The organism is Microcoleus sp. T3_D1 (assembly GCF_036700405.1).
Taxonomy (GTDB): Bacteria; Cyanobacteriota; Cyanobacteriia; order Cyanobacteriales; family Microcoleaceae; genus Microcoleus.
Genome location: NZ_JAUBOV010000013.1, coordinates 66,042 through 91,523 on the forward strand (window position 1 = coordinate 66,042; position 25,482 = coordinate 91,523).

General features: G+C 46.0%; 16 protein-coding genes and 1 tRNA gene. 8 read left to right on the forward strand and 9 right to left on the reverse strand.

Going from position 1 to position 25,482, the window contains the following annotated elements; all coding sequences use genetic code 11:
- The first annotated feature begins 1,291 nt into the window (after positions 1-1,291).
- The 3 genes from QT992_RS08755 to QT992_RS08765 all read left to right on the forward strand — a co-directional run bounded on the left by QT992_RS08755 (position 1,292) and on the right by QT992_RS08765 (position 4,709).
- Complete coding sequence (locus QT992_RS08755) at positions 1,292-1,600, forward strand: HU family DNA-binding protein (protein WP_278187376.1); 309 nt, start codon at positions 1,292-1,294, stop codon at positions 1,598-1,600.
- Between the two features lie 15 nt (positions 1,601-1,615).
- Positions 1,616-2,881: a threonine-phosphate decarboxylase gene (locus QT992_RS08760; RefSeq protein WP_333376841.1), complete on the forward strand. Its 1,266-nt coding sequence runs from the start codon at positions 1,616-1,618 to the stop codon at positions 2,879-2,881.
- A gap of 349 nt (positions 2,882-3,230) precedes the next feature.
- On the forward strand, positions 3,231-4,709 hold the full coding sequence (locus tag QT992_RS08765; RefSeq protein ID WP_333376843.1) for an NAD(P)/FAD-dependent oxidoreductase: 1,479 nt from the start codon (positions 3,231-3,233) through the stop codon (positions 4,707-4,709).
- 218 nt (positions 4,710-4,927) lie between these two features.
- Here the strand turns inward: QT992_RS08765 and QT992_RS08770 are convergent, their stop codons facing one another.
- Positions 4,928-6,193, reverse strand: coding sequence for an FAD/NAD(P)-binding protein (locus QT992_RS08770; RefSeq protein WP_445305792.1), 1,266 nt, complete (start codon positions 6,191-6,193; stop codon positions 4,928-4,930).
- Between the two features lie 795 nt (positions 6,194-6,988).
- Between QT992_RS08770 and QT992_RS08775 the strand changes: the two genes are divergently transcribed.
- Positions 6,989-12,460: an AAA family ATPase gene (locus tag QT992_RS08775; RefSeq protein WP_333376845.1), complete on the forward strand. Its 5,472-nt coding sequence runs from the start codon at positions 6,989-6,991 to the stop codon at positions 12,458-12,460.
- A gap of 515 nt (positions 12,461-12,975) precedes the next feature.
- Here QT992_RS08775 and QT992_RS08780 read toward each other — a convergent pair.
- The 7 genes from QT992_RS08780 to QT992_RS08810 form a co-directional block, all read right to left on the reverse strand.
- Positions 12,976-13,062, reverse strand: a tRNA-Ser gene (locus QT992_RS08780).
- Between the two features lie 60 nt (positions 13,063-13,122).
- Complete coding sequence (locus QT992_RS08785; RefSeq protein WP_333376847.1) at positions 13,123-15,732, reverse strand: ComEC/Rec2 family competence protein; 2,610 nt, start codon at positions 15,730-15,732, stop codon at positions 13,123-13,125.
- Positions 15,733-15,970: 238 nt separating this feature from the next.
- A complete protein-coding gene (locus QT992_RS08790; protein WP_333055125.1) occupies positions 15,971-16,450 on the reverse strand; it encodes a DUF4079 domain-containing protein in 480 nt (159 codons plus the stop codon).
- Between the two features lie 843 nt (positions 16,451-17,293).
- Positions 17,294-17,632: a DUF1815 family protein gene (locus QT992_RS08795; protein ID WP_015176985.1), complete on the reverse strand. Its 339-nt coding sequence runs from the start codon at positions 17,630-17,632 to the stop codon at positions 17,294-17,296.
- 317 nt (positions 17,633-17,949) lie between these two features.
- A complete protein-coding gene (gene radC / locus QT992_RS08800; RefSeq protein WP_333315689.1) occupies positions 17,950-18,681 on the reverse strand; it encodes a RadC family protein in 732 nt (243 codons plus the stop codon).
- 122 nt (positions 18,682-18,803) lie between these two features.
- Positions 18,804-19,427 carry an excalibur calcium-binding domain-containing protein gene (locus QT992_RS08805; protein ID WP_333336064.1) on the reverse strand — a complete coding sequence of 208 codons (624 nt, stop codon included), beginning with the start codon at positions 19,425-19,427 and terminating at the stop codon, positions 18,804-18,806.
- 653 nt (positions 19,428-20,080) lie between these two features.
- Positions 20,081-20,323: a hypothetical protein gene (locus QT992_RS08810; RefSeq protein ID WP_333336067.1), complete on the reverse strand. Its 243-nt coding sequence runs from the start codon at positions 20,321-20,323 to the stop codon at positions 20,081-20,083.
- Between the two features lie 238 nt (positions 20,324-20,561).
- Between QT992_RS08810 and QT992_RS08815 the strand changes: the two genes are divergently transcribed.
- The 4 genes from QT992_RS08815 to QT992_RS08830 all read left to right on the forward strand — a co-directional run bounded on the left by QT992_RS08815 (position 20,562) and on the right by QT992_RS08830 (position 24,582).
- Complete coding sequence (locus tag QT992_RS08815) at positions 20,562-21,578, forward strand: succinate dehydrogenase/fumarate reductase iron-sulfur subunit (protein WP_333336070.1); 1,017 nt, start codon at positions 20,562-20,564, stop codon at positions 21,576-21,578.
- Between the two features lie 140 nt (positions 21,579-21,718).
- On the forward strand, positions 21,719-23,095 hold the full coding sequence (gene tnpC / locus QT992_RS08820; protein WP_333376849.1) for an IS66 family transposase: 1,377 nt from the start codon (positions 21,719-21,721) through the stop codon (positions 23,093-23,095).
- Between the two features lie 22 nt (positions 23,096-23,117).
- Positions 23,118-23,306: a chlorophyll a/b-binding protein gene (locus QT992_RS08825; protein ID WP_333051883.1), complete on the forward strand. Its 189-nt coding sequence runs from the start codon at positions 23,118-23,120 to the stop codon at positions 23,304-23,306.
- Between the two features lie 139 nt (positions 23,307-23,445).
- Positions 23,446-24,582: a leucine-rich repeat protein gene (locus tag QT992_RS08830; protein ID WP_333376851.1), complete on the forward strand. Its 1,137-nt coding sequence runs from the start codon at positions 23,446-23,448 to the stop codon at positions 24,580-24,582.
- A gap of 175 nt (positions 24,583-24,757) precedes the next feature.
- Here QT992_RS08830 and QT992_RS08835 read toward each other — a convergent pair whose 3' ends face one another.
- Entirely contained in the window at positions 24,758-25,378 is a 621-nt protein-coding gene (locus QT992_RS08835; RefSeq protein ID WP_333376853.1) for a pre-peptidase C-terminal domain-containing protein, read from the reverse strand.
- Between the last annotated feature and the right edge of the window lie 104 nt (positions 25,379-25,482).

Below are 25,482 nucleotides of genomic sequence, written 5' to 3' on the forward strand. Positions count from 1 at the left end.
ACAGTCCGACAGTCCGACAGTCCGACAGGGACTGAAGTCCCTGCCTCAAAGCTAAAGTCCTCTAAAAGAGGACTAAAAATTAGTATTTGAGTCGGTTTTAACCGACTTCAGCTATGAGACAGGGACTTCAGTCCCTGGCGGTGGAAGAAGGCATTGCTGTCAAGTTTCCACGCTCTTTCCCCTGAGTCGGACAGTCCGACAGTCCGACAGTCCGACAGTCCGACAGGGACTGAAGTCCCTGCCTCAAAGCTAAAGTCCTCTAAAAGAGGACTAAAGAACTCATTAGTCCTATGCAAAAGGACTATAAATCACTCTTTCAGTCGTCTTCAGACGACTTCAGCTATGAGACAGGGACTTCAGTCCCTGGCGGTGGAAGAAGGCATTGCTGTCAACTTTCCACGCTCTTTCCCCTGAGTCGGACAGTCCGACAGTCCGACAGTCCGACAGGGGTTGAAACCCCTGCCTCAAAGCGAAAGTCCTCTAAAAGAGGACTAAAGAACTCATTAGTCCTCTTGCAGAGGACTATCAATCACTCTTTCAGTCGTCTTCAGACGACTTCAGCTATGAGACAGGGACTTCAGTCCCTGTCGGTGGAAGAAGGCATTGCTCTCAACCTTCCACGCTCTTTCCCCTGAGTCCGACAGTCCGACAGGGGTTGAAACCCCTGCCTCAAAGCGAAAGTCCTCTCAAAGAGGACTCAAGAACTGATTAGTCCTATGCAAAAGGACTATCAATCACTCTTTCAGTCGTCTTCAGACGACTTCAGCTATGAGACAGGGACTTCAGTCCCTGGCGGGTTTCGGGAGAATGAAACAGCCCTGCCCCACGGGGAAAGAAAGAGGGGAAAGAAAGAAGGAAGAAGGAAAAAACTTTTCCTTTAGCCCTTGACAAATTACATTTTATTCTTTCTATTTCTTCTTTTTTTATGCTTTCAAATCCACCGAGGCGAGAAATCTTCTCTCCAATGTGGTATTTTTTTACCTAAATTTTGGGATTAATTACAAAAATTACCAAGTTCCATATAAATTAAAGGTTCCACCGATCCATAACGGTCGGCAAGACTTTAGAATAATGCAGTGAAAATTAGATGCTGTGGGGTTTTCAGCAGTTAGAAACAAAAATTCCTTTTCTGACCAATTATCCTAGGGTAATTGGTATTCAGCAGGAGTTGTGATTCGGGGAAGCGGACGGGAGCAATCGGGAACCACCCAAACCTCCCAATCCACACCTCAATCCAGTTGATAACTCACAGCTAATAGTTGAACTAACTCTGTTTAACGTAATTTTGCAAATCCAGAAGGAGTTCGCAATGAACAAAGGTGAATTGGTTGATGCAGTCGCGGAAAAGGCTAGCGTGACGAAAAAACAGGCAGATGCTGTTTTGAGTGCCGCCCTCGAAGCAATCATGGAAGCTGTCTCCGATGGCGACAAGGTGACGCTGGTCGGTTTTGGCTCGTTTGAGTCGCGGGAACGCAAGGCCCGCGAGGGTCGCAATCCCAAAACTGGTGACAAGATGGAAATCCCGGCAACCAGAGTTCCTGCATTTTCCGCAGGGAAGTTGTTTAAGGACAGAGTTGCACCGCCGAAAAACGCAGAATAGCTGGCGAACTGAGTCTTGATTAGACCTGTACACGGTGGGAATTTAGCTTGGGCAGCCGCACTGGCAGGCTGCCCTGCCTCTGCTATTGTCGATTTTTCTGCGAGTATCAGTCCTTTGGGCCCTCCTGAGTCGGCCCTGGCTGCGATTCAATCACACTTGAGCAGTCTGACGGCTTACCCAGACCCAGATTATGGGGAGCTCAGGACTGCTTTGGGTGAGGCTTTGAATGTTGACCGGGATTGGATTTTGCCGGGGAATGGTTCGGCGGAATTGTTGACTTGGGCGGCTTGGGATTTGTCGAAGCTGGAGGCGACTTATTTGGTGACTCCGGCTTTTGGCGATTACTCGCGGGCTCTTTCGGCTTTCGGCGCGCAGGTGCTGAATTGTCCTTTGGATCTTAAATCTTGCACCATTGTCAAGAACGGGCAAGATGCCCATTCTACAAGAGATGAATTTTGTGGAACAGGCATCTTGCCTGTTCCTAAACAAGTAATTGAGCATGGTGCAACATCTCAGTTGGATCTGAAATCGTTGGACGCGGAGGCTGGAAGCCGGTTAGTAACGGATGATTTGTCGGTTTCTAATCGTTCCCTTGTCTCCCCTTCTTTGCGTCTCCCGGTTCCTCTTGCTCTCGATGCCCCCTCTCGACGAGGTTTGCTCCTGAACAACCCGCACAATCCTACGGGTTTGCTGTTTGGTAGGGAGGCGATTTTGCCTTATTTGAAGCAGTTAGCTATGGTGGTGGTGGATGAGGCCTTTATGGACTTTCTACCGCCTTCTGAGCAGGAAACTTTGATCGATGCTGTTGAGGAGTTTCCGAATTTGGTGATTTTACGATCGCTCACTAAATTCTATTCTCTGCCGGGACTGCGGTTGGGCTGCGCGATCGCCCATCCCGATATTCTGCGCCGCTGGCAGTTGCTGCGCGATCCTTGGCCTGTAAATGCTTTGGCTGCTGCTGCTGCTGCTGCTGTGGTGCGAGATACTGTTTTTGAGCGGCAAACTTGGGATTGGCTGCCTGTTGCTCGCCGAGAGCTATTTGAGGGTTTGGCTAATTTGCCGGGTTTGCAGCCAATTGCCGGGGCGGCTAATTTCTTGTTGGTTGAGTCGTCGATGTCGGTTTCTTCTATTCAAAAAAGTCTGTTGGAACGACACCGGATTTTGATTCGGGATTGTTTGAGTTTTCCTGAGTTGGGCGATCGGTTTTTTCGGGTGGCTGTGCGCTCAAGGGCGGACAATCTGCGGTTGATTGCTGGACTTAAAGAAGTCATTAGTCAGTAGTCAGTAGTCAGTTGTCCGTTGACAAACCGATTTTATTGGTCGTTCGAGCGCACCTACCCAAGAAACCCGGTTTCTCTGATAAATCTTGGGTTTTACAGCGAAGTATCTAGGCAGAAACCGGGTTTCTGACCCCGCGCGCCGATCGCCCTAAACTACTAACTAATGACTACTGACTAATGACTACTGACAATTCCCGCATCCAGGATACAAGCTCCCGGATTCATCCGTCCCGAAATAAAAAACCTGTATCAGATGAAACTTGCCGAACGTATTTATCCGTGGTCAATGCTTCAATTCTAAAATCTAAAATCTAAAATCTAAAATCTAAAATCGATTGACTTCTTTATTTATGCTTGACTATGATTTAGTGATTATTGGTGGAACTCCGGCCGGACGTTATGCTGCTTTGACTGCAACTAATTTCCCGGCCCGCGTTGCTTTGGTGGAACCGCTAAGTAATTCCCAAGATTTGCCGAGTGGGGGGAAAGAGTCGATCGACCTTGGTTTGAGATACAGCCAAACTTTGAGGGAGGCTGCTCGTTTTGCTCAGCAGATCAGCCGCCAGCAGTTGGGAGTTCGCTGGGAAGTCGCCAATTCCTCCATGCCACTCAAATTGCGCTTTGACGGGGTTCTCAAGTGGGCAGATGATGTTGTTTCTAATTTGTCAGAAATTGATTCTCTCGGCGTTTTAGCTGCTCGCGGGGTCGATGTTATTTTTGGCAGTGGCGAGTTTGTGGCGAAACCGGATTTGGCTTTTGTTGTCGGCGGTAGGAAATTGCGATCGCTCTGTTATTTACTAGCTTGTCCAACTCTGCCGGCGATTCCCAATATTGAAGGACTTTCGTCTGCTGGCTTTTTTACTTCGGAAACTGTCGGGGAATTAGCCAAACTTCCACAGTTGCCTAAAAGTTTGGCTGTAATCGGTGCCGATCCCAGCGGTGTCGAAGTGGCTCAAACTTTTGCTCGCCTGGGGGTTGCTGTCACTTTGGTGGTCAAAAGTTCGCACATTTTGGCTAAAGAAGACCGGGAGGCGGCTGGTTTGGTGCAAGCTGGAATGGAAGCTGAAGGAGTGCGGATTCTGACTGCTACTGAGGTGACTCAAGCTAGGGTGATTGAGGGTAAAAAGTGGATTCAAGCTGGGCCAAGGGCGATCGAAGCTGAGGAGATTTTTCTGGCTGCGGGTAGAGGGCACAATTTTTCATCGTTAAATCTCGAAGCGGCTAAGGTTAAATTCAGCTATCGGGGGGTGATTTTAAATGAAAAGCTGCAAACAACTAATCATCGCATTTACGCGATCGGCGATGTTGCTGGGGGTTATCCGTTCCCTCACATCGCTAATTACGAAGCTGCAGTTGCTGTGAAAAATGCTTTGTTTTTGCCGCTGTTTCAAATAGATTATCGCGGGATTCCTTGGGCGATTTTTTCTGACCCGCAATTGGCGAGGGTTGGCTTGACTGAAGCGCAAGCAAGGCGTCGTTTTGGAGACGATCTGATTGTTTGTCGGGAATATTTCAAGAATGTTGAAAGAGCTCAAATGTCCGGGGATACAACTGGTTTTTGTAAGATTGTCGGGCGTCGCAACGGGGAGATTTTGGGAGCGAGCATTGTGGGGCCGCAAGCTGCTGAGTTGATTCACGCGATCGCTTTGGCTGTGCGTCACGGGATGAAGGTTGAGGCGATCGCCCAACTTCCTTATATTTGGTCAAGTTTTTCGGAAATTAACGGTCAAACTGCTGCTGTTTGGGAGTCACAGCGCTTGGGCAGAAATACTTTTTCGCGGAATTTATGGGAGAATTTGTTTCACTGGCGCAGGTATTGGAATCAGTAAAGAAATCCAATGTTTGTAGTAGGATTTTTTGAATTTTATATGATTAGCGCACAATTAAAAAGTAAGTTGCTAATCAACTCACTTTGCCCTAAAATTGTGTGTCAATAAATAATATAACAAGGTGTTGACCGTTGCTCCCAGGTCGAGCGAAATATGTAATTTAAATGTACCACAACTTAACTAATAACTGATGACTACTCACTGAGAACTAATGACTGCTAACTAATTATTGCGGGCGAGAGTGCAATGCTGGATTTGACGATCGCCGGTACAATGCGATCGCACGCCATTCTCGCCCCAGAAAGGTTTCTGGCGACTGGCCCGACTTGCAGCGCCGCTAAACCACCAGTCAAAAATAATTCGCATCCGGGCCAACGCAGGTGTTTGTCCAAGACTGGCAAACCTTTAACTATTTCAATGGGATGCGTTTCTAGCATTTCTTTGAACATTGGTTCGGCTGCAATGTCTAGTTTGGTGCCGGTTGCTAGCCAAATTCGATCGACAAATAACGTCTCCCCACTGCTGCAGTCAACCGTCCATCTGTTATTTTCCCACCGCACGCCAACAACTTCGCACTGTTCGTGAAATGTCAGTTGTTCGCTGTGGGACAGCCTCCGCAACTGTGTCATAATTTCAGGTGTCATCGAGCCACCGTTGCGGGCTTGTTGAATGGTTTCCCAACGCGAATGGCAATCTGGTTCGGCGGCGAATCCTTTGAGGTATTTTGGCCCCAACCAACCGGGTTCGGCATCAAATAGTTTTTCTTGGAAATAGCGCCTAGTCATTAACAGGACTTTGGATCCTCTGGCAATTGCTCCTACTGCTAAATGTCCGCTGGTTAGTCCGCCGCCGACAATTAATATTTGTTCTCCGTGCAATTGCAAATTTCGCAAATCTACTTGATGGGAGTGGCGAATTCTTTCGGGGGGATGCTGTGTTTGAATTTGATTTGCCCACGCTGGTAAATGCGGTTTTCCACTGCCGGCGGCGACGATTACTCGGCGGGCGATCGCACTTTTTCCGTCTTCAAACCACAGGTGGAAACGGCCGGATTTCGGCTGAATGCGGGTTACTTTTGCTTTGATAACTCGATCGCTCAATTGCCACCTTTTTATTGTGTCGCAGCAAAATTCCTCAAATAACCGACTTCCGGGCAAATCGTAGGGGGGAAACAATTCCGAGGAGCGATTTTCGGCAAACCTCCGCAATTCGTAAGGGTTGGGATCAGGGTGGTGCACTGCGGGCGATCGTAAATGCCCAATTTCTAAAGCTGCAAATTGCCTCCGCCACTGAGTCAGCCATTCGCCGCTCGGATCGAATGCTAAAAGTTTATCCCGGAGGCTCTTGCGTTTTTTTAATATGTGTGCAGTAAGAGTCAGGGCGTGGGGCCCAGCGCCGATTAAAGCTAAATCAATTTGGGGCGGCGTGGCTTCTGAGTTCGCTTGCATGAGAATTGCTAATTTGCGAATGATAACAGTTCTCATTGTAAATGGCGCGAGCATCAAGTTTACGCCTTTCGAGAACCAGCAAGATTTCTGTTCCGCAAAAAGAGACAGGATGATACGCAAAAGCTCAGAAACCCTCTTGATGAGAGGTTTCTGCCCCGACAGGGACGCACTACGACGCTCAGAAACCGGGTTTTTTAGCTCACCGAAATGAAAACCGCGATCGGAAAGCGTCGGGATCGTCCGTTGGCGTAGCGATATAAGTAAAACAACTTAGCCGACTGCCGATTTCATTGTCCGCTTCTGAACTTTGACATTTAATACCTGATTCACTTCTGAGAGTTGGGCAACTTGTTGTGGCATCGGGGCAAATAATTCAGCTTGCGATCGGACGACTCCCAAGTGATCCGCAATCTGGCGCAGAAACTCGATTTCCTCTGCTTCCGGCTTTAAACCCTGAGCCGCCCGAATTGTAATGATGACATTAAATTATGATGTAAACTAGACATTAGATTTTATAGGCGATCGCATACAAGCATCGGTTTTAAAAATACTCTTAAGTACCTGATTAGCCTCTTAAATTCTTCTATCAACGGCTGGCGTTCAATCAACTTTAGCCTTCTTCTTCATCTTCTACTTAGTATTAACTCAACTACAAACAGCTCTTACATAAACAATTCAAGTATTGTTTTAAACTCTTGCTTTCATAACTCTCTCTCCCAAATATATTAAGAAAAATGTAATTCACTGACTACTAAAGCAGAGCAAGCGAAAATAGTAGATAGTAACTCTCAGAAGCTTCAGACTTGACAGAAGCAGTAGGAATACGTAGATATGACTAACATCACAAATTTTTTTCTAGGATATCACATAAACGAGCAAATATACGCAGGCAATCGAACTCTAGTTTATCGTGGTATTCGCTCTTGTGATCAGCAACCCGTCGCGATCAAACTACTGCGAAATGACTTTCCCAGCTTCAACGAACTGGTTCACTTCCGCAACCAATACGTAATTGCTAAAAACTTAAATATCCCCGGCACTGTCAAGGCATACAGCCTGGAGAGCTATCATAACCGCTATGCTCTGGTGATGGAAGACTTTGGCGGAATTTCCTTATGTAGCTACCTTGCTAGTCTAGCATCCGATAGCAACGAAACCCTAGAAGGCTTGCCAGTTAACGATTTTTTTCCTATGGCGATTCAAATTGCCAACGCCCTTGACGGACTTCATCGCCACCACGTCATCCATAAAGACCTCAAGCCCGCCAATATTCTAATTAACCCCACCAGTAAAGAAGTCAAGCTGATTGATTTGAGCATCGCTTCCCTGCTGCCGCGCGAAACCCAAGAAATTCAAAATCCCAATGTCCTAGAAGGCACTTTACCCTACATATCTCCCGAACAAACTGGGCGAATGAACCGAGGCATTGATTACCGCACAGATTTCTACTCTCTGGGAGTCACATTCTACGAATTACTAACAGGAAAGTTACCCTTCCAAACAGACGATCCAATGGATTTGGTACACTGCCACCTGGCAAAGCAACCTATTCCCGTCCATGAACTCAACCCAGCAGTTCCTCCGGTACTGTCTGAGATAGTTGGTAAACTGATGGCGAAGAATGCAGAAGACCGCTATCAGAGTGCCAGCGGACTCAAGTACGACTTAGAAACTTGTTGGCAACAGTGGAGAGAAAAGGGAGAGATTGCATCCTTTAAATTAGGACAACGAGATTTATGCGATCGCTTCCTCATCCCAGAAAAATTATACGGTAGAGAAAGCGAAGTATCCTCTCTACTAGCAGCTTTCGAGCGCGTGAGTGCAGGTAGCACTGAAATGATGCTCGTTGCCGGTTTCTCAGGCATTGGCAAAACCGCTGTAGTCAACGAAGTTCACAAACCAATCGTGAGACAGCGAGGCTACTTTATTAAAGGGAAATTTGACCAATTTCAACGCACCCTTCCCTTTACAGTATTTGTCCAAGCTTTTCGCGGTTTAATGGGACAACTGCTATCGGAAACCGATGCTAAAGTAGAACAATGGAAGTTGGATATTTTGGCTGCTTTGGGCGAGAATGCTCAGGTAATCGTTGAAGTCATTCCTGAACTAGAACGTATTATCGGACAGCAAGCGCCAGTCCCCGAACTTTCTGGAATTGCTGGTCAAAATCGCTTCAATTTGTTATTTGAAAAATTCATTCAAGTCTTCACAACAAAAGACCATCCTTTAGTGATTTTCTTGGACGATTTGCAATGGGCTGACTCAGCATCGTTAAAATTAATTCAACTGCTGATGAGCGACGTTGATAACCGCTATCTCTTTTTAATTGGAGCTTATCGGGATAACGAAGTTTTTCCAGCACATCCATTGATGCTGACGTTAGCAGAGATTCAAAAAACTGAAGCAAAGGTGAATACTATTACCTTAGCACCACTTGATAGAGCCGACGTAAATTGTTTAGTTGCCGATACTCTAGCTTGTTCTACAGTGTTGGCTCAGCCTTTGACAGAACTCGTTTATCAGAAAACCCAAGGCAATCCATTTTTCAGCACACAATTCCTCAAATCTTTGCAGGAAGATGGGCTTATTGAATTTAATTTTGACGCTCGGTATTGGCAGTGCGATATTGCTAGAGTGCGAACCTTGGCACTAACGGATGATGTTGTAGAATTTATGGCACTTCAGTTGCGAAAGTTGCCAGCCCAGACACAGGAAGTTTTAAAGTTAGCTGCTTGTATTGGCAATCAGTTCGATTTGGCGACGTTAGCAATTGTTGATGAAAATTCGCCCGAAGAAACCGCATCCGCTTTATGGAAGGCACTACAAGACGGGCTAATTTTACCCATTAGCGAAGTTTATAAGTTTTATCAAGCAGAGGGAAATAGCGAATCGGTAATCGCTAAGGTCAAGAAATCTGACCAATTACTAATTGCCCAGGATCAATTACCCAAATATAATTTTTTACACGATCGCGTCCAACAAGCAGCTTATTCCCTGATTCCAGAAGACCAAAAGCGTTCTACTCACTTAAAAATTGGTCAACTCTTATTAAAGAATACGCCAGAAGCCGAGCGAGAAGAAAGAATTTTTGATATTGTCAATCACTTGAATGTGGGAGTTGAGCTAATTACTCAGGAAGCAGAACAAGAGCAATTAGCAGGATTGAATCTGGTTGCTGGAAAGAAAGCCAAAGCTGCTACCGCTTATGCTGCTGCGGTTGAATATTTCAATATTGGGAAGAAATTACTGACAGCAAATAGTTGGGAGAATCAATACGAACTAACATTAGGGCTGCATACCGAAGCAGCAGAAGCGGCATATCTGTGCGGTGACTTTGACGGGATGGAAGAATTGGCATCAGTCGTGGAAAGCTGTGCCAAAATGCTACTGGACAAAGTGAAAGTATATGAAGTCCAGATGCAAGCTTGTATGGCGCAAAATAAGTTACAGGAAGCGCTGAATACAGGACTACAAGTTTTAAAACTGTTGGGGGTAGAGTTTCCCTCGGAGCCAAATCCGTCTGATATTGGGCAGGCATTAGGCGAAACTGCGGCAATTTTGAACGAGAAGCGAATTGAGGATTTAATTGAGCTGCCTCAAATGAGGGAGCCTTATAAACTAGCCGCCATAAGACTTTTATCAAGTATCTTTGCTACTGCATACCTTGCTGCTCCTGCACTGTTGCCTTTGACTGTATGCAAACAAGTACAATTATCCGTCCAATATGGGAATGCTTCCGTTTCTCCCTTTGCTTACGCCAATTATGGTTTTCTGCTTTGTGGAGTTGTGGGAGATATTGATTCAGGTTATCAGTTCGGTCAATTGGCTTTAAGTCTAGTGTCAAAGCTAAATTCTCAAGAAATCAAAGCCAAGACAGCCTTCATAGTAAATTTCTTGATCCGACCTTGCAAAGAGCATCTCAAAGAAACCTTAGAGCCTTTGATGTCAGCTTATTCTAGCGGAATGGAGACAGGAGATATGGAATATGCAGCCTATAATTTATTACAGTATTCCTGTTCGGCTTACTATAGTGGCAAAGAACTAACTGTCCTTGAAAGAGAGATAGCAAGAAACAGAGATGCTATTGATAAAATCCAGCAAAAAAAACCGCTTAATTATATAGAAATTTATTGGCAGTCTATCTTGAATCTGCTGGGAAAAAGTCAAAATTCCTGCATTCTAAAGGGTGAAGCCTACGATGAGCATATCAAGTTGCCAGTTTACCAGCAAACAAATGACCAAGTGGGATTTGCCTACATATATTTACACAAGTTTTTCCTTTTTTATTGGTTTGAAAAATACTCAGAAGCGATTGATAATATCGCTCTAGCAGAGAACTATTTAAATGCAGTAATAGGAATGCCCGTTGTTCCTGTTTTCCATTTCTACGATTCTTTGGTGCGGTTGGCGGTGTATTCTGACACTCCACAGTCAGAACAACAGAAACTTCTCGATCGAGTACAAGCTAATCAAGAAAAAATGCAAAAGTGGGCGCATCATGCTCCCATGAATCATCTGCATAAATTCTATCTAGTAGAGGCAGAACGGCATCGGGTTTTAAACCAAAAAATAGAAGCGGTTGAGATGTACGACAAGGCTATTGCCCTCGCCCAAGAAAACGAGTACATCAACGAAGAAGCAGTTGCTCACGAACTCGCTGCCAAATTCTACTTAGAATGGGGCAAAGAAAAACTGGCAAAACCCTATTTAATTGATGCTTACTATGCTTACGCTCGTTGGGGAGCCAAAGCAAAGATTGACCATCTAGAACAGCGCTACCCCGAATTGCTTGCTGTGATCCTGCAACAGGAGCGAACTCGCCAGAATCCGACCGAAACAACTCACACCTCCAGCAGTGAATCATCCCTATCTAACACCAATAGAACAATTATCGGTAGCACCAGCAGTTTGGAGTTAGTAGATTTGCCGACAGTTATCAAAGCTTTTCAAGCTCTCTCTAGTGAAATAGAACTAGAGCAATTGCTAACTACTTTGATGCAAGTAGTAGTGCAAAATGCCGGAGCACAAACCGGAGCATTAATTTTGGAGGAAGGTGGAAAGTGGAGAGTTGCCGTACACTGTACAAATCGCCAAGATTGTGACTTGGAATCGCTTTTAGTTGAAGAAAGCAAAGCAATTCCTCTGAACATAATTAACTACGTCAAACGTACAAAAGAAATCCTGGTATTCGATCGTGCCAGCACTCAAACCACCTGGGCTGGCGATCCTTACATCATTGAGCACCAACCCAAGAGCGTTTTATGCACTCCGATTCTCCATCAAGGCAAAGTAATGGGGATTCTGTATTTAGAGAATAATCTCACAACGGGGGCGTTTACGCGCGATCGCGTCGCCATCCTCAACATCCTGTGCTCCCAAGCAGCAATTTCCTTACAAAACGCTCGACTGTATCAACAATCCCAGGAATATGCCCAAAAACTAGAGCTTTATCTTCAAGATCTCAAACAGATGCAGTTGCAATTGGTACAGGGTGAGAAGATGTCTGCTCTGGGAAATTTAGTCGCAGGGGTAGCCCACGAAATTAACAATCCCGTAGGCTTTATCGCCAGCAACTTGCAACCGGCTATAGAATACGTGGGGGATTTATTCAATTTGATTGATTTGTATCAAGAAAAATTTCCCAATCCTGGAGGGGAAATTGAAGCCGAAATTGAGGATATGGACTTGGAGTATTTGCGAGAAGATTTGCCCAAATTGATTGGCTCGATGAAGGAAGGAGTCGATCGCATCCGCAATATCAGTACGAGTTTGAGAACGTTTTCGAGGGCTGATAGCGATCGACCAGTTTCTTTCAATATTCACGACGGACTCGAAAGCACTCTGCTAATTCTCAAGCACCGTTTAAAAGCCAGCGAGTTCCGCCCTGCCATTGCAGTTGTGAAAGACTATGGTAACTTGCCCCTCGTAAAATGCTTTCCCGGACAGTTAAACCAGGTATTTATGAATGTGCTGGCTAATGCGATTGACGCTCTGGAGGAGTCCAATAAGGGGCGGAGTTTTGGTGAAATTAAAGCTCTACCTAATCAAATCACGGTTCAAACTGCTCTGAGCGAATCCAACAATCAGGTTTTGATTCGCATTAAGGATAATGGAGTGGGGATGTCACCCGAAGTCAAGGAAAACATCTTTAACCACTTATTCACCACCAAGTCTGTAGGTCAAGGAACAGGATTAGGATTGTCGATAGCCCACCAAATTGTTGTGGAAAAACATGGAGGTACATTAGTGGTGAATTCTTCCCTGGGTCAGGGTTCGGAGTTTGTGATTTCTATTCCGGCGTGAGCATTTCGTAGTAGGGCTTTAGCGCAATTAGCGCCGCCTCGCAATTACAGGCTACGTTATTAGAAGAAACAGGAAACTGGGCACGGGGAACGAGCAACAGGCTAGGGGTTTTCGTGCTAGGAACTAGCGACTATGGACTAGGGAAACAAAGAATCTAGACTAATTCCCCCATCCTCACCGAAATGAAAGCAGCTATCATGCTACGGAGATTGTGGAGTTAAATTTCATAATATAATCAGGTGCGCGCACCCTAGGTTAATAAGGTGCGCGCTTGACGCTGAGATGTACGGAGAGGGTTGGATTTGAACCCACGTTAGAGTTGCCTTTAAAATAGATTTCGAGGCAATTTTAGAAATACTTTTGTCTTGACCGATCGCCCACAGAAGGGGTGGAGTGAAAGCAAAAAGTGGTATACAAGAGTGGTTTGTATACCACTTTCGTATACCACTGCCGATAAATTGCAGAGATGGCTAAAAAAGGTGATAACCTCAAAGCCTTGTGTAGTAAGGGATGTACGGAGAGGGTGGGATTTGAACCCACGTTAGAGTTACCCCTAAAGTAGATTTCGAGTCTACCGCATTCAACCGCTCTGCCACCTCTCCAATTGATTTGAGATGTGAGCTAAAAGTATATTACCGCACAGTGCGCCACATTGTAAATCTTTATAAAAAAGAAGTTTGATTTTCTTCTGATTCCAGAGTGGTCTTAAATCCCCCAGCAGGAGTCCACTGGAGGGCTCCGTCGCGCCCTGTCCAGAATATTTGGGTTTTGCTTTGGCGCAGTTGGGCGGCGGTTTCTGGGTCGATTTCGTTAGCAGATGCGATCGCCACTTGCGGCCCAACTGCGCCCAATAACTCGGCAGTCAAGGTTTTTCCCGACCACCACAGCACTTGAGCCGGCTTCAAGGTTCCCGTTGCTGCCAATTTTTTTTGCGCTTCCGGTGTCATTTCACCGACGAGCAACCAAGTTCGATTTCCCACCAGGAATTCTACCACCGGAATCTCCGCATTCACCAACTGCAACCGCGTCGAACCCAGATCAACTGTACTGTTAGTTTCTAAAGGAAAGTAAACGCCTTGGCGAGATTGCACAGCCGTTATAAATTCCTGATTGCTGCCACGGTGAATTTGTTTCGGAGCATTATTATCATAAAATGTTTTAATTGGCAAGCGTTCTAGTAATTTTCCCCAACCACTGCTCAAACCTAAATGACCGTGAGTGGCGATCGCAAAATTCACAGAATTAACTCCTTGCTTCTGCAAAAAAGGCAACACTGTAAACCTTACGGTATTTTCATCACCGCTATTAATTAGCGCCACTTTTCCCCGATCTTGAATTACTAACACTGGTTCGCCAGATGTCGCCAGCAAAGTAACTTGAAATAAAGATGATTGAACGTGCCAAGCTGGCAAAACTATGATACTTATTCCCGCCACCAGCGCCAGCGGTAAAATCCAAGCAGATGAAAAACTCGGCAGCGCAATAACTCTACTTTTCCCCTTCTTCCCTTTCCCTTTTTCCTGGTTTTTCCCTCTGACTGCTTCCGGCTTCCGTCTTTGTTCTTCCTTCCTCCTTCTATCCGTTACCTCCTGTACCTTGCTCGTTGCCGAACTTCCCCCGATCCAAACCCAGCAAATTAAACTGTAAAGCGCTATTAGTTGAAACACCGATACTTGACCGACAGCTACCGAATTACCTGGTAATTGCGAGAAATATTGGGCGATCGCAATTAACCCCTTTGCCGGATAGTCCAGCAGTTGTGCTAAAACACTGCCAGCCGGCGGAAAAATCAATCCAGCTAAAGCGCTAACCATCCCCCCAATACTCAAAATCCACAGCAAAGGAGCCGCAATAATATTAACTAAAATGCTGTAAGGTGATACCACGCTAAAAACGTAAAGTAGCAGCGGTAGCACCCAAACTGAAGCGGCGATCGGAACCACAACAATCGAAGCGATCGCGGGCGGCATCCAGTCCAATTTTGCCATCAATGGCGGCGTTGTCACGATTAACCCCAAAGTTGCCAAAAAACTCAGTTGGAAACCTAAATCCCAAATCCACAAAGGGTTAACCAGCAGTAAAATAGTAGCAGCGATTAACAGCAATCCCAGCGGCTTAACTTGGCGGTTCAGCACCAAAGCAAATAATGTTCCAAATCCCATTAAAGCGGCGCGGCATACTGAAGCTTCAAAGCCGGTTAATCCCACAAGCAAAAATAAAGCACCGACGCCAAAGCTAAATTGCAATTGTTTGGAAAAACGCCTGGTTAAAGCTAGAACTAAAGCCAAAACCATCGAAACTTGAGTGCCGGAAGCTGCGATCGCGTGGGCCACTCCAGCCTGCACAAAAGAGTCGCGGATGTTGTAAGGTAAATCTACTGCTTGTTTGCCGAGGGCGATCGCACTGATCAAGGGCCCTTCGGGAACATTTAACTGTGATAGTTGCGATCGCACGATCCGCTGCCGCATCGCTTGAATTTTCGATGGCTGCATCCCGCTTGACTCCCAGAAAGCAGCCGCTTGGCTGTTAACTCGATTTACATCCGCGATCGCATTTTCTCTCTTCCAATCAATCTGACGCCCTTTGAGCCCTGCAAAAGCTCCTTCTCTGGCTAAATATGCTTGAAAATCAAAAGCCCCCGGATTCGACGGCGGCTGCGGTTTGTACAAAGATCCCACAACTGCGATCGTATTGTCGGCGTACAAACCTGTTGCTTGCAGCAGGGGCACTGTAACGTAGAGTTTGCCGGATACTGGGCGGTTGACAACTACTCCTCCCTCGCCGCCGTTGATTTCGCTAACTAAATCTGTTTCTAGCCAAAATTGCGATCGACCCGATCGAGTCAATCGAGGCGTACTGACAACTCTACCGCGAACTGTCACTGCCACTTCTTGAGTGTTTCCAACCGCCGGAATCAGTTTGCTGATGTCATCTATTGCCGGTTGGGGCGATCGAACTGCAAAATAAACGCTAGCTAGAAATGCCACCAAACCCGCAACTGCCCACACCCATTTCCCTCGCGGCAGGATCTCCAACAAACTCAACTCTTCCCTCGCATCTAAGGGTGCTTCAAGAGCATTTTCTTTTTGTCTGCTGCGTCTTTTCTTAGTAACTTGGACAGAATTTTTAGTATATTTTCGCAACAATTTCGGCAGGGCGATCGCTACCGCTATTCCCAAAGCAAGTATCGCGTATCTACCCCAAGGAACCGCTGTAGAAATCAATCCCAAAATGTAGGCAAGACAGAAAATGACACCCGTTGCTTGATTCATTAATTAGCAAGTAATTAGCAATTTTTACTGTCAAAAGTAGAGTTGGTTTCAGTCCAGAACACATAATATCAATTCCGGTTATATCGGAATGATTTAACCACAGAGAACGCAGAGAACGCAGAGGAAGAGAAGAGAGAGAGACGAATAGTGCCGATGAAGAGAGGATTTCATATAACCTCTGTATGTAGGGTACACATTGCGACCCTACATATACTACCACTGCCTGATAAGTCTTCTTCTAAATAGACAGCCCCAATTTTAAACCGAAAGCCGCGTGCAGCACCATAAGTGCAAGGGCCGTCGTGCCTAAATAAGCGTGAACTGCGCGCAGTGCTAGCTTATTGCCCCCAAAACCCGTCAGCGAAATCAAGCTGCCAATAGCCAGCAAAACCAGCACTGCCGAACCCGTCCAAAAATGCGGGCTTTCCATGACAGGCTGGTGCTGCATCACCAGCGACAGCAAGCCGCCTGTATAGCCCAAAGCTAGAAACAGAAACATCCACGGTGCAAGCTTGCGGTGATCCGAGCGACTTTTGAGTGCGACATCTTTATCGGTGGCCAAACGTCCCTGCCATCCCGTATAGCCGACAAAACTGCCCATCGCCACTACCACGATCCCCATCATTACAGGGTGGCCCCAATGGGTAATTGGTTCGGGAATTCCTAGACTGCGAAATTGACTGGCGATGGGTTCTAGAAGTTCGCTTAAATTTACCATTTGATACTGACTCCAAACTGGGCGATAAATATTTTCGGACTAATCATTAAAATATTATAAAATATTAGTGTAGCAAGTGCGATCGCGACTTCAAAGAGCTGTTTAATATCAAATCCGTGCTTCATCGTGGGGCGTAAAGTTTCCTTCAATCTGCAACCAAATAGAAGCACAATTTTCAGTTTTTGGGTTCACAGTCCACAGTCAACAGTCAACAATCATCAGGAGTGCAACCGGAATCTATCTAACATGATGGTCAAACATTGCGCCGAAGCCTGGATATAGGCAAAACTTAGCCGGCTTGGGCCGGCTGTGAGATGTTTTACAGCAGTGATGCTGCTTCAAGTTAATTCTTAGCCTGATAGGCTAAATCTAAGAGCAAAAATAAACGCCATTCGCCCGCACATCACACCCCGTGGGCTGCCTTTTGCCCAATCTTCACAGCCTCATCCTCACTCTGGATGTTAAATTTTACCTGCCTGCTCAAAGTTAATTTCAATTCCTTGACTTTGGAATGGCCAAGTGAGAAATTAACATCGCAGCCGACGAGCCGTCACACTTCTAAATTTTGCTAATCGTTCTCAAGGGAGAATCAACTTCTGGAAAAAAACTAGAGGTTCCAAGTTTGAGACTTCTGGCATAAAGTATGCCGTCTGCCCAGGCTCACTTCGCGATCGACTGAGTGCTAAACTGTCTGAAGGCACCCTGATAGCACCCTTGGCTGTTGAGCAGCCATCGCTGTGCACCTAAATGAACCCTCTCAACTAATTCGCTGGGGATTCGGTTTTAGCAGACAAGCAACGACTTTCTTGCGTCGCCTTCCTCGGAACCGTGCAATCGCTACACTCACTGCGCCGTCGCTAAAGTAGCTTCCGAAGGTTGGATTTGATACTTTACGAGATTTGCCAGTTCTTGTAACTGATTAATCGCTTCTGCACCTTCTAGTTTCATGAGTTCGCGGTCATCCCGCATCTCAGTCCAAGTGATACCGTAATCTGACACTAAGAATCGAATCAGATGGTTGTCCGTCAAACTGACCATAAATGAGGCACTGTTCATCTGACCCCCGCAAGTGTAGCAGGATGCCAGATAACCCCGATGCTCTAGCACGATCGCTAAAGCTTGAAGGTTCATTACCAAATCTTGAACGAATTTACGGTGTTGTTCTGCAAGTCTCAGAAACACAGTTCTCCTCCTATCACCACACCGTGTATTTTACATCCCATTTAATAATTTCTTAATAAGTGGGTATTTAGGTGCTGGTTCAGTATACGTTTAGTATGCTCAAAAAAAATCGGATTAGCGACCTCTTCAGCCTACCTATACTAGATTAACCGAGTTGTGCTCGAAACGAAGTATCAGCAGCGACATTCAGCCAAAACAGGCTGTAGCGGGGGACTCCAGCCGGAAAATTGGCCTGCTCTCACGGGTGATTCAGCCGTCGGAGAGCCCAAAGATACAAATAACTAATGATAGTAATGAAATTAGTTAAGTAGAAGAGTTCAATCACCTTGGGGATACTCCTCCCAAAGCGTCGTCGTCTGCCGCAAGCTCAGAAAATCGCCATTCCCCAAAATCAAGTGATCCAGTAGCGGAATCGACAAAAACTGCGCTCCCGCCAGCAACTGTCGCGTCAAAGCAATATCCTCCGGGCTTGGTTCCACAATCCCCGATGGGTGATTGTGCGAGATAATGGCCCGCGTCGCCCCCTGGCGGATCACCTCGCGAAAAATATCCCGTGGATGAGCCAAAGTTTCCGTTGCTGTGCCGATCGTAATTACCTGAGTACCCAGCAGCCGATTTTTCACATCCAGCAACACCACAGCAAAACGTTCCTGAGACTGCCACATCAAATCCTGACTCAGGGCATCCGCCGCCGCTTGGGGAGAGTCAACCACAGCCATTTCCGGCGGCCGCGACTGAAATACCCGCTTCCCCAACTCCACCGCAGCCAAAATCGAAGTCGCCTTAGCAGGGCCAATCCCGTGAATCTGCGTCAACTCCTGAACGCTAATAGTGCGTAGCACAGCCAGAGGATCGCGGGAATGCAAACTCAACTGATTTAAAATATACTGTCCGAGCCCGACGGCGGAAAGTTTGCCGGGTCCCTGACCAGTACCCAGGAGAATCGCAATCAATTCTGCAGTCGCCAAACTTTTCGGGCCACCCGCCATCAGCCGTTCCCGTGGCCGTTCACTCGTTGGCAAATCGACAATTCTCAAGCTGTAAGTCATAGCTGCACCCGCACCGCAAGCTCAACAATTAGACAATTTTAGCCGATCGATTTGCCTTCTTCAATTCGTACAATCACCGAAAAAAGCCTTCATCATTAACCGAGGATTTTGGCAGATCAAATCTAACCCAGCGTTTCACAAGCGATCGAGTCTCGATCTCGATCGAGCTTAAACGGATCGCCCGGATATGCCTCTAAAACTCGCTGCGCTTCAGCTTGAGTCGCAAAGTCCGAACAGTTGCAATCCGAGTTAACGCAACTCGGAAAATCGGCACTTTTAACCTTCGCTTTAGAAGACTCGTCAATAACTTTCTTGGTATCTTTCTTTGGCTGCTGTGCATCAAGAGCAATCTCTGCGGTTCGTTCAACAGATTTGACTGAAGATGGCAATTTGCGATCGGGCTCTGGTTTGGCAACTGCAGGTGCGGGAGGAGAAATTGCAGGTTTCGGTGTTGGTGTCGGCGTTTTCACAGTCTCCGGCTTGGGTGTCGGCGCTGCCGAAAGCGGTGATGGCTTAGCGGTTTGAGATGATTCTAGCCGATCGGTTGGGGCCGGAGGCGCCGCCGAAACTTCCTGAGACGGTTTGGGTGCGGTGACGCCAACAAGCACAAACGAAGCCGCCATCAACCCGCCGTACATCGCGATCGATCGCTTGCGGGTTGGTGCACCCACCCATTTCGGATTAAGAATACCCAGAAAAAAGGCAGGTATCGACACTAGAAAGCTTAAGATGAAAAAATTAAACATAGCGACTTTTACAGTAAAAAAGAGAAGTAATCCAGGACGCACAAACCGGGTTTATTTTACCAAATTCTGAGGTAAAGCACGAAGGATATCTGTTTAAACAACCCGATTTCTTTAATCCCTGTGCGTAAGTCCTGAGAAGTTAACTTCCTTATTTATCTGGAGGCAAACTCACAAATCCGTATGATTTACGAAGTAAACTCGAACGTTGGACACCCGAACCGGGTGACAGCGGCTTTCAGAGAGTATTTCTCCTTACTAAGCCCACGAGTTTCTCCTACAGTTCGCGAGCGCACTTCTACTCATATAAACCTGGTTTTTAATTGCAGTAATATCAAATTTCTTAGCATCAAAATTATTCCTATCTCTATTCTTTTCATCGGCGTTAATTTGCGTCAATCCCTTGTCATATGCGGTAAATAAATTATATTTTTTTGACCGCAGATACAGGCCGATTAACACAGATTAACGCCGATGAATTAGATTGTTGACTGTTGACGGGATTTTACTATTGGGATGCTACCGGAATTGATATAAATGAGTAGAACCAAGTATTTTTCTTAAAAAACTAAGTTTCTCGCCCCAACCGGGCGTAAGTCCTGGTAAAATTTCTTGTAATGCTGCCAAAAAAGTGAGAAGCATACCCCCAGCTACTTTCAGCGCAAAGGTGCGCTGACCCTCAATTCTGGCCATTCAGTTGAGGCCAGCAGCCCCGATGAAACTGCTTGCGGCGGCTTAGGTGCTGTAACCCCAAGCAAAACGAACGAAACTGCCATCAAGCCGCCGTACAAGGCAGCCGATCGCTGGCGAGTTCCCAGTCCCACCCATTGAGGATTTAGCAGACCCAGACAAAAAGCCGGTGTGGAAAACATGAAAGTTAATACAAACAAGCTGGACATCACGCACCTCCGACTAGCGAATTGCAGCGATTAATTACTTTTATCTCCAATTAATAGCTCACAGATCCGCTTAAAAAAGTGGAAATTTAGGATTTATAACTTGAGAATTATTGATGTTTATCAAACAATAATAAAACTTTAAAAATCTCTTACTTTCGGTAGTTGTTAAAAAAATAATAGGTTTCTAGAGAGACCAAAAATTTAGCTTAAAATAGAAACTAAATTCCTTACTCAAAATATGAAAGTCCGCTTTAACGTAGTCCGCCAAAATCAAAACGAGGCTCCCCGGGTTCACACTTACACCCTAGATGTGGAAGAGAGCAATACCATCCTAGACTGCCTCAACAGCATCAAGTGGGAACACGACGGCACTTTAGCTTTTCGCAAAAATTGCCGCAATACAATTTGCGGCAGTTGTTCTATGCGAATTAACGGTCGATCGGCATTAGCTTGCAAAGAAAATGTAGCCAGCGAACTCGCAAGACTGCAAAAAATAGCTGATTCCAGCTCAGCAGAAATGCCTACCGATTTCATCCCAGAAATCACCGTCGCCCCAATGGGAAATATGCCGGTTATTAAAGATTTGGTTGTTGACATGACCAGTTTTTGGGACAACCTAGAAGCAGTTGAACCCTATGTCAGCACAGCCTCGCGAGCAATTCCAGAACGCGAATTTCTGCAAACTCCACAAGAGCGATCGAAACTCGACCAAACTGGCAACTGCATCCTCTGCGGTGCGTGCTATTCTGAGTGCAACGCCCGCGAAGTCAACCCGGAATTTGTCGGCCCCCACGCCCTCGCCAAAGCTTACCGCACGATCGCCGACTCCCGCGACAGCGAAACCGAAAATCGGATCGAAAAATACAACCAAGGCACCGCAGGCGTCTGGGGATGCACCCGCTGTTACTACTGCAACTCGGTTTGTCCGATGGAAGTTGCGCCGATGGATCAAATTGGTAAGATTAAACAAGAGATTCTCGATCGCAAAGACGACCAAGCCAGTCGATCGATCCGCCACCGCAAAGTTTTAATCAATCTCGTCAAAGAAGGGGGCTGGATAGACGAGCGCAAATTTGGCATCGAAGTAGTAGGAAACTACTTCCGCGATGTTAAAGGTTTGCTGAGTCTGGGCCCGTTGGGTTTGAGAATGATCGCTCGCGGCAAGTTCCCGCTGTTTTTTGAGCCTTCAGAAGGTACCGAAACCGTGCGAAATCTGATCGAATCGGTTCAAAGTTTAGAAAAGTCAGCAGATTAGCGATAGGCTGTCCTTTTCCTGGTAAATTACAAGTTGTGCGATCGCAAAGCTTCCCCAAAATCATCACTCACAACTCGAAACTTAAAACGTAATTGCTCAACCCCCTTGACAAGAAGACGAGATAGACATTAGATAAAGGAATGGAAAAACTCCCCGACTTAAAGCAACTATCGAACGAGGCAAAAGAAGCCTTGATAGTAGAGCTATGGCAAGAAATCCAAAAACTTAGCGCAGCATTAGCCACATACGAACCAAAACCAGGCTCATCTCCCACCAAAACTAGCAAAAATTCCAGCACTCCACCATCCCAAGGATTCAAGCCGAACATTAAGCCGTCGAAAATTCAAGGAATAAAAAGACAAAGAAGCCTAGGAAGAGTCGGAGGGGGAAGAGAAATACATCCTCATCCCGACCAAACAATCATCGCCCAAGTCAAAAATTGCCCCCAGTGTGGAGAGAAAGTCACCGCCGCCACCCAAAAATTGCAATCCGTCTACGAAAAAATCGAACTACCGCCAATTCGCCCCATCATCACCCGCATCGAACGTTATGGTGGTCAGTGTGCCTGCTGTCAGACCGAATATGTTGCACCTGTACCATTGGGAATGGAACCAGGTTCACCGTTTGGCAGTTCAATTCAAAGCTTAGTTACATATCTCCGTTACACTCATGCCATCAGCTACGAACGGCTATCGTCCATATTGGCATCTGTCTTTGGACTCAAGATATCAGAAGGAGCAATCGCAAACCTGTTGGCAAAAGTCAAAACGAGTTTAGATGACCAAGTAACTCAAATACTCCATCGGTTGCGGCGGGCAAAATTAATTTGTTCAGATGAAACGAGTGCGAGAGTTAACGGACAGAATCAGTGGGAGTGGGTATTTCAGAACCAGGATGTTTGTTTACACGTCATCCGCGCGAGCCGAGGGACTGGGGTAATTAACGAAGTTCTCGCAGAACATCGTCCCGATATCTGGGTGTCAGATTTATTGAGCGCTCAAAAAAATCACCCAGCACCACAATGGCAAGTGTGTTTGGCTCATCAATTGCGGGATTGCCAATATGCGATTGATGCTGGAGACAGGATTTTTGCCCCAGCGATGAAGAGGTTATTATTGAGGGCTTTTATTATCCATCGAAGACGAGAAAAAATCGACGATACCAGACTCTTGAGATATCGAGAAAATTTACAGGAAAGATTAACCAAAATTTTGGATTTAGCACCACAGCATCCGGATGGTATACGGTTACGAAAACGTTACGGTGGGCTGATGGACAATTTATTTCTATTTCTGGAAGAGGCGGGGATTCCACCAACGAATAATAGTAGTGAACAGGCGATTCGGATGAGCGTGATATTTCGCCGTGTGACCAATGGCTTCCGTTCGGAATGGGGGCGAGATTTGTTTGCTGCCGTTCGTTCAGTTGTTAATACTGGCAAGCGTCAGGGTTTAACTGCTTATCAATCTATTCAACAAGCTCTCTCTACTGATGGCTCCCTTTTTTCCCCTAGTTGAGCAATTACCTTAAAACTTTTAAATGACTGCTAAAACTCCTCCATCCCCAAAACCGACAACCCCAAATACCCCAAAACCAGAACCAGCCTTTGGGTGGAATGCCTACGCCGAACAAATCAACGGACGATTTGCGATGGTGGGGTTCGTGGGACTTTTGCTGCTAGAATTCTTCACCCGCCAGGATTTTTTTACCTGGCTGGGCCTGCGTTAAATTAATCAAAATCAATTAAAAAAGGAAGCTGAAAAATTATCTATATTTCAGCTTTCTTTTGATTTTTAAGAGTTATTGGAAATACACTTTATCAAATTAGAGGTACCAAATTATAACATTTATAGTGGCATACAAACATATGAATTTACCCAAGTGGATAGTAGTTACTTGTAGCGCGATCGTCCTAGCATCATGCGGAAATGGATCTTCCACCTTAATCTCCGAACCGAAACCGGGAAACAGTGGACGAACATTTGCTGATTGGTGTCGCCAGCGGGCTTCTTTGATTCCTGAAGCTAAACGTACTGTTGATGTGCTGTTGCAGAAAGCAGGGACTACTGAATGCGATGAGGCTAATCAGAAACTTTCTCTGCTCACGGAACTCAGCCTCCGCAGCCATGAAATCAGCGATATTAAACCGCTAGAATCCTTGACTAACCTGACTGTGCTCAACCTCAGAGGCAATAAAATCAGCGATATCAAACCGCTAGAATCCTTGACTAATGTGACTGTACTCAACCTCAGAGGCAATAAAATCAGCGACCTCAAACCCTTACAATCTTTGACTAAGCTGACTGAACTCGACCTCAGCTTTACCCAAATCAGCGACATCAAACCGCTAGCATCTTTGACTAAACTAATCGATCTCGATCTGGGTGACAATAAAATCAGCGACATCAAACCCTTAAAATCTTTGACTAAACTGACACACCTCGTCCTCAGTGGCAATGAAATCATCGAATTCAATAAACCTTCCCCGTTAGTCGCAAAGAGGCAACCCGGAAAGAGTGGACAAACATTTGCGGATTGGTGTCGCAAAAAGGCTGATTTGAGTCTTGAAGCTAAACATACTGTTGAGGTGCTGTTGCAGAAAGCAAGGACTACTGAGTGCGATGAGGCCGATCGAGAACTTTTCCGACTCACAGAACTCGACCTCGGCGCCAATCAAATCAGCGACCTCAAACCGCTAGAATCCTTGACTAAGCTGACTGAACTCCACCTCGGTGCCAATCAAATCAGCGACCTTAAACCGCTAGAATCCTTGACTAGGCTGACTGAACTCGGTCTGATCAACAATAAAATCACCGACATCAAACCCTTACAATCTTTGACTAATCTGACGGGACTCACACTCGAAAGCAATCAGATCGGTGACATCAAACCGCTAGCATCTTTGACTAAACTAACTTTTCTCTCCCTCGGTCTCAACCCGATCGTTTCCCAAATTTGCCCGCTCAAACCAGAGTCTATCTGTCGCTGGAAACCCGTAAGTTAAATGCCAAAACTTTAACTTTACTGGTGTAAAAATTAGATGTACAAGATTATGAGTTTTAGAATTGCACGCCAACATATAAATTTACAAAAGTCGATCGCACTACAAGTAAGTGCGATCGTCCTTGAATTATAGGGACACGGCAATGCCGTGCCCTGACTCCCAAGTTTCGTTCAAACTAATTTCCAGTTGTTTCACGGACGGTTAAACTGTACTTGCCTCTACCTTTTGGAGGCGGATCGTAAGCGTTGACAATGACGCGATAGCGACCGTTCGCAGACAAGGTAACAGTAAGCTCTGAATTGGAATTTTGCTGCGTCGCATCATCATTTTCTCCAAGTAGCTCCCCCTGGGAGTTGAAAATAGCGAGATAAGTATCAAACTCGGTACTTTCTACGGTAATAATCACTTTTTGACCCTGAGTGCCTTCAAAGGTATACTCATCGTACAAACTGCTGTCCGAGGGCAGTACAGAAGACTTAGCAGGGCTGAGTTCTCCGTTTTGCTCTAAAATGACCTTAGATGAACCCGCATCAGGGCTCGATCGAGGTTCTACAGTTGGACTTTGAGTTGGCGAACTCTGTGGTGATGGCGATGGCTTGGGGCTTGCTTGAGCTAAAACCGCCTTGCCAGCAGGCTTCGCATCAGTTAAATTTTGAGGAAATTCTGCTGAAATGAGGGTGGAACTACTGTTAGCAACTCCACCTAAATTTGAAACTGGCAGGGAGACAGTTGGCTTGCCAGAAAAAGTAGCTAGTAGAGCAATTGGCGCGATCGCCCAAAATCTAACTTGACGCATGAATTACCTCGATTTGCAACGAAGAAGGAAGGAAGAAGTCAGTAGTCAGTAGTCAGTAGTCATGGATTATTTGTTAGGTGCTACCAATGCCCCATGCCCCATGC

Coding starts and splice junctions, on each gene's coding strand:
- QT992_RS08765 (WP_333376843.1), top strand. CDS start 3,231: ATGCTTGACTATGATTTAGTGATTATTGGTGGAACTCCGGCCGGACGT.
- QT992_RS08770 (WP_445305792.1), bottom strand. CDS start 6,193: ATGAGAACTGTTATCATTCGCAAATTAGCAATTCTCATGCAAGCGAAC.
- QT992_RS08775 (WP_333376845.1), top strand. CDS start 6,989: ATGACTAACATCACAAATTTTTTTCTAGGATATCACATAAACGAGCAA.
- QT992_RS08785 (WP_333376847.1), bottom strand. CDS start 15,732: ATGAATCAAGCAACGGGTGTCATTTTCTGTCTTGCCTACATTTTGGGA.
- QT992_RS08790 (WP_333055125.1), bottom strand. CDS start 16,450: ATGGTAAATTTAAGCGAACTTCTAGAACCCATCGCCAGTCAATTTCGC.
- radC (WP_333315689.1), bottom strand. CDS start 18,681: ATGACTTACAGCTTGAGAATTGTCGATTTGCCAACGAGTGAACGGCCA.
- QT992_RS08805 (WP_333336064.1), bottom strand. CDS start 19,427: ATGTTTAATTTTTTCATCTTAAGCTTTCTAGTGTCGATACCTGCCTTT.
- QT992_RS08810 (WP_333336067.1), bottom strand. CDS start 20,323: ATGTCCAGCTTGTTTGTATTAACTTTCATGTTTTCCACACCGGCTTTT.
- QT992_RS08815 (WP_333336070.1), top strand. CDS start 20,562: ATGAAAGTCCGCTTTAACGTAGTCCGCCAAAATCAAAACGAGGCTCCC.
- tnpC (WP_333376849.1), top strand. CDS start 21,719: ATGGAAAAACTCCCCGACTTAAAGCAACTATCGAACGAGGCAAAAGAA.
- QT992_RS08825 (WP_333051883.1), top strand. CDS start 23,118: ATGACTGCTAAAACTCCTCCATCCCCAAAACCGACAACCCCAAATACC.
- QT992_RS08830 (WP_333376851.1), top strand. CDS start 23,446: ATGAATTTACCCAAGTGGATAGTAGTTACTTGTAGCGCGATCGTCCTA.
- QT992_RS08835 (WP_333376853.1), bottom strand. CDS start 25,378: ATGCGTCAAGTTAGATTTTGGGCGATCGCGCCAATTGCTCTACTAGCT.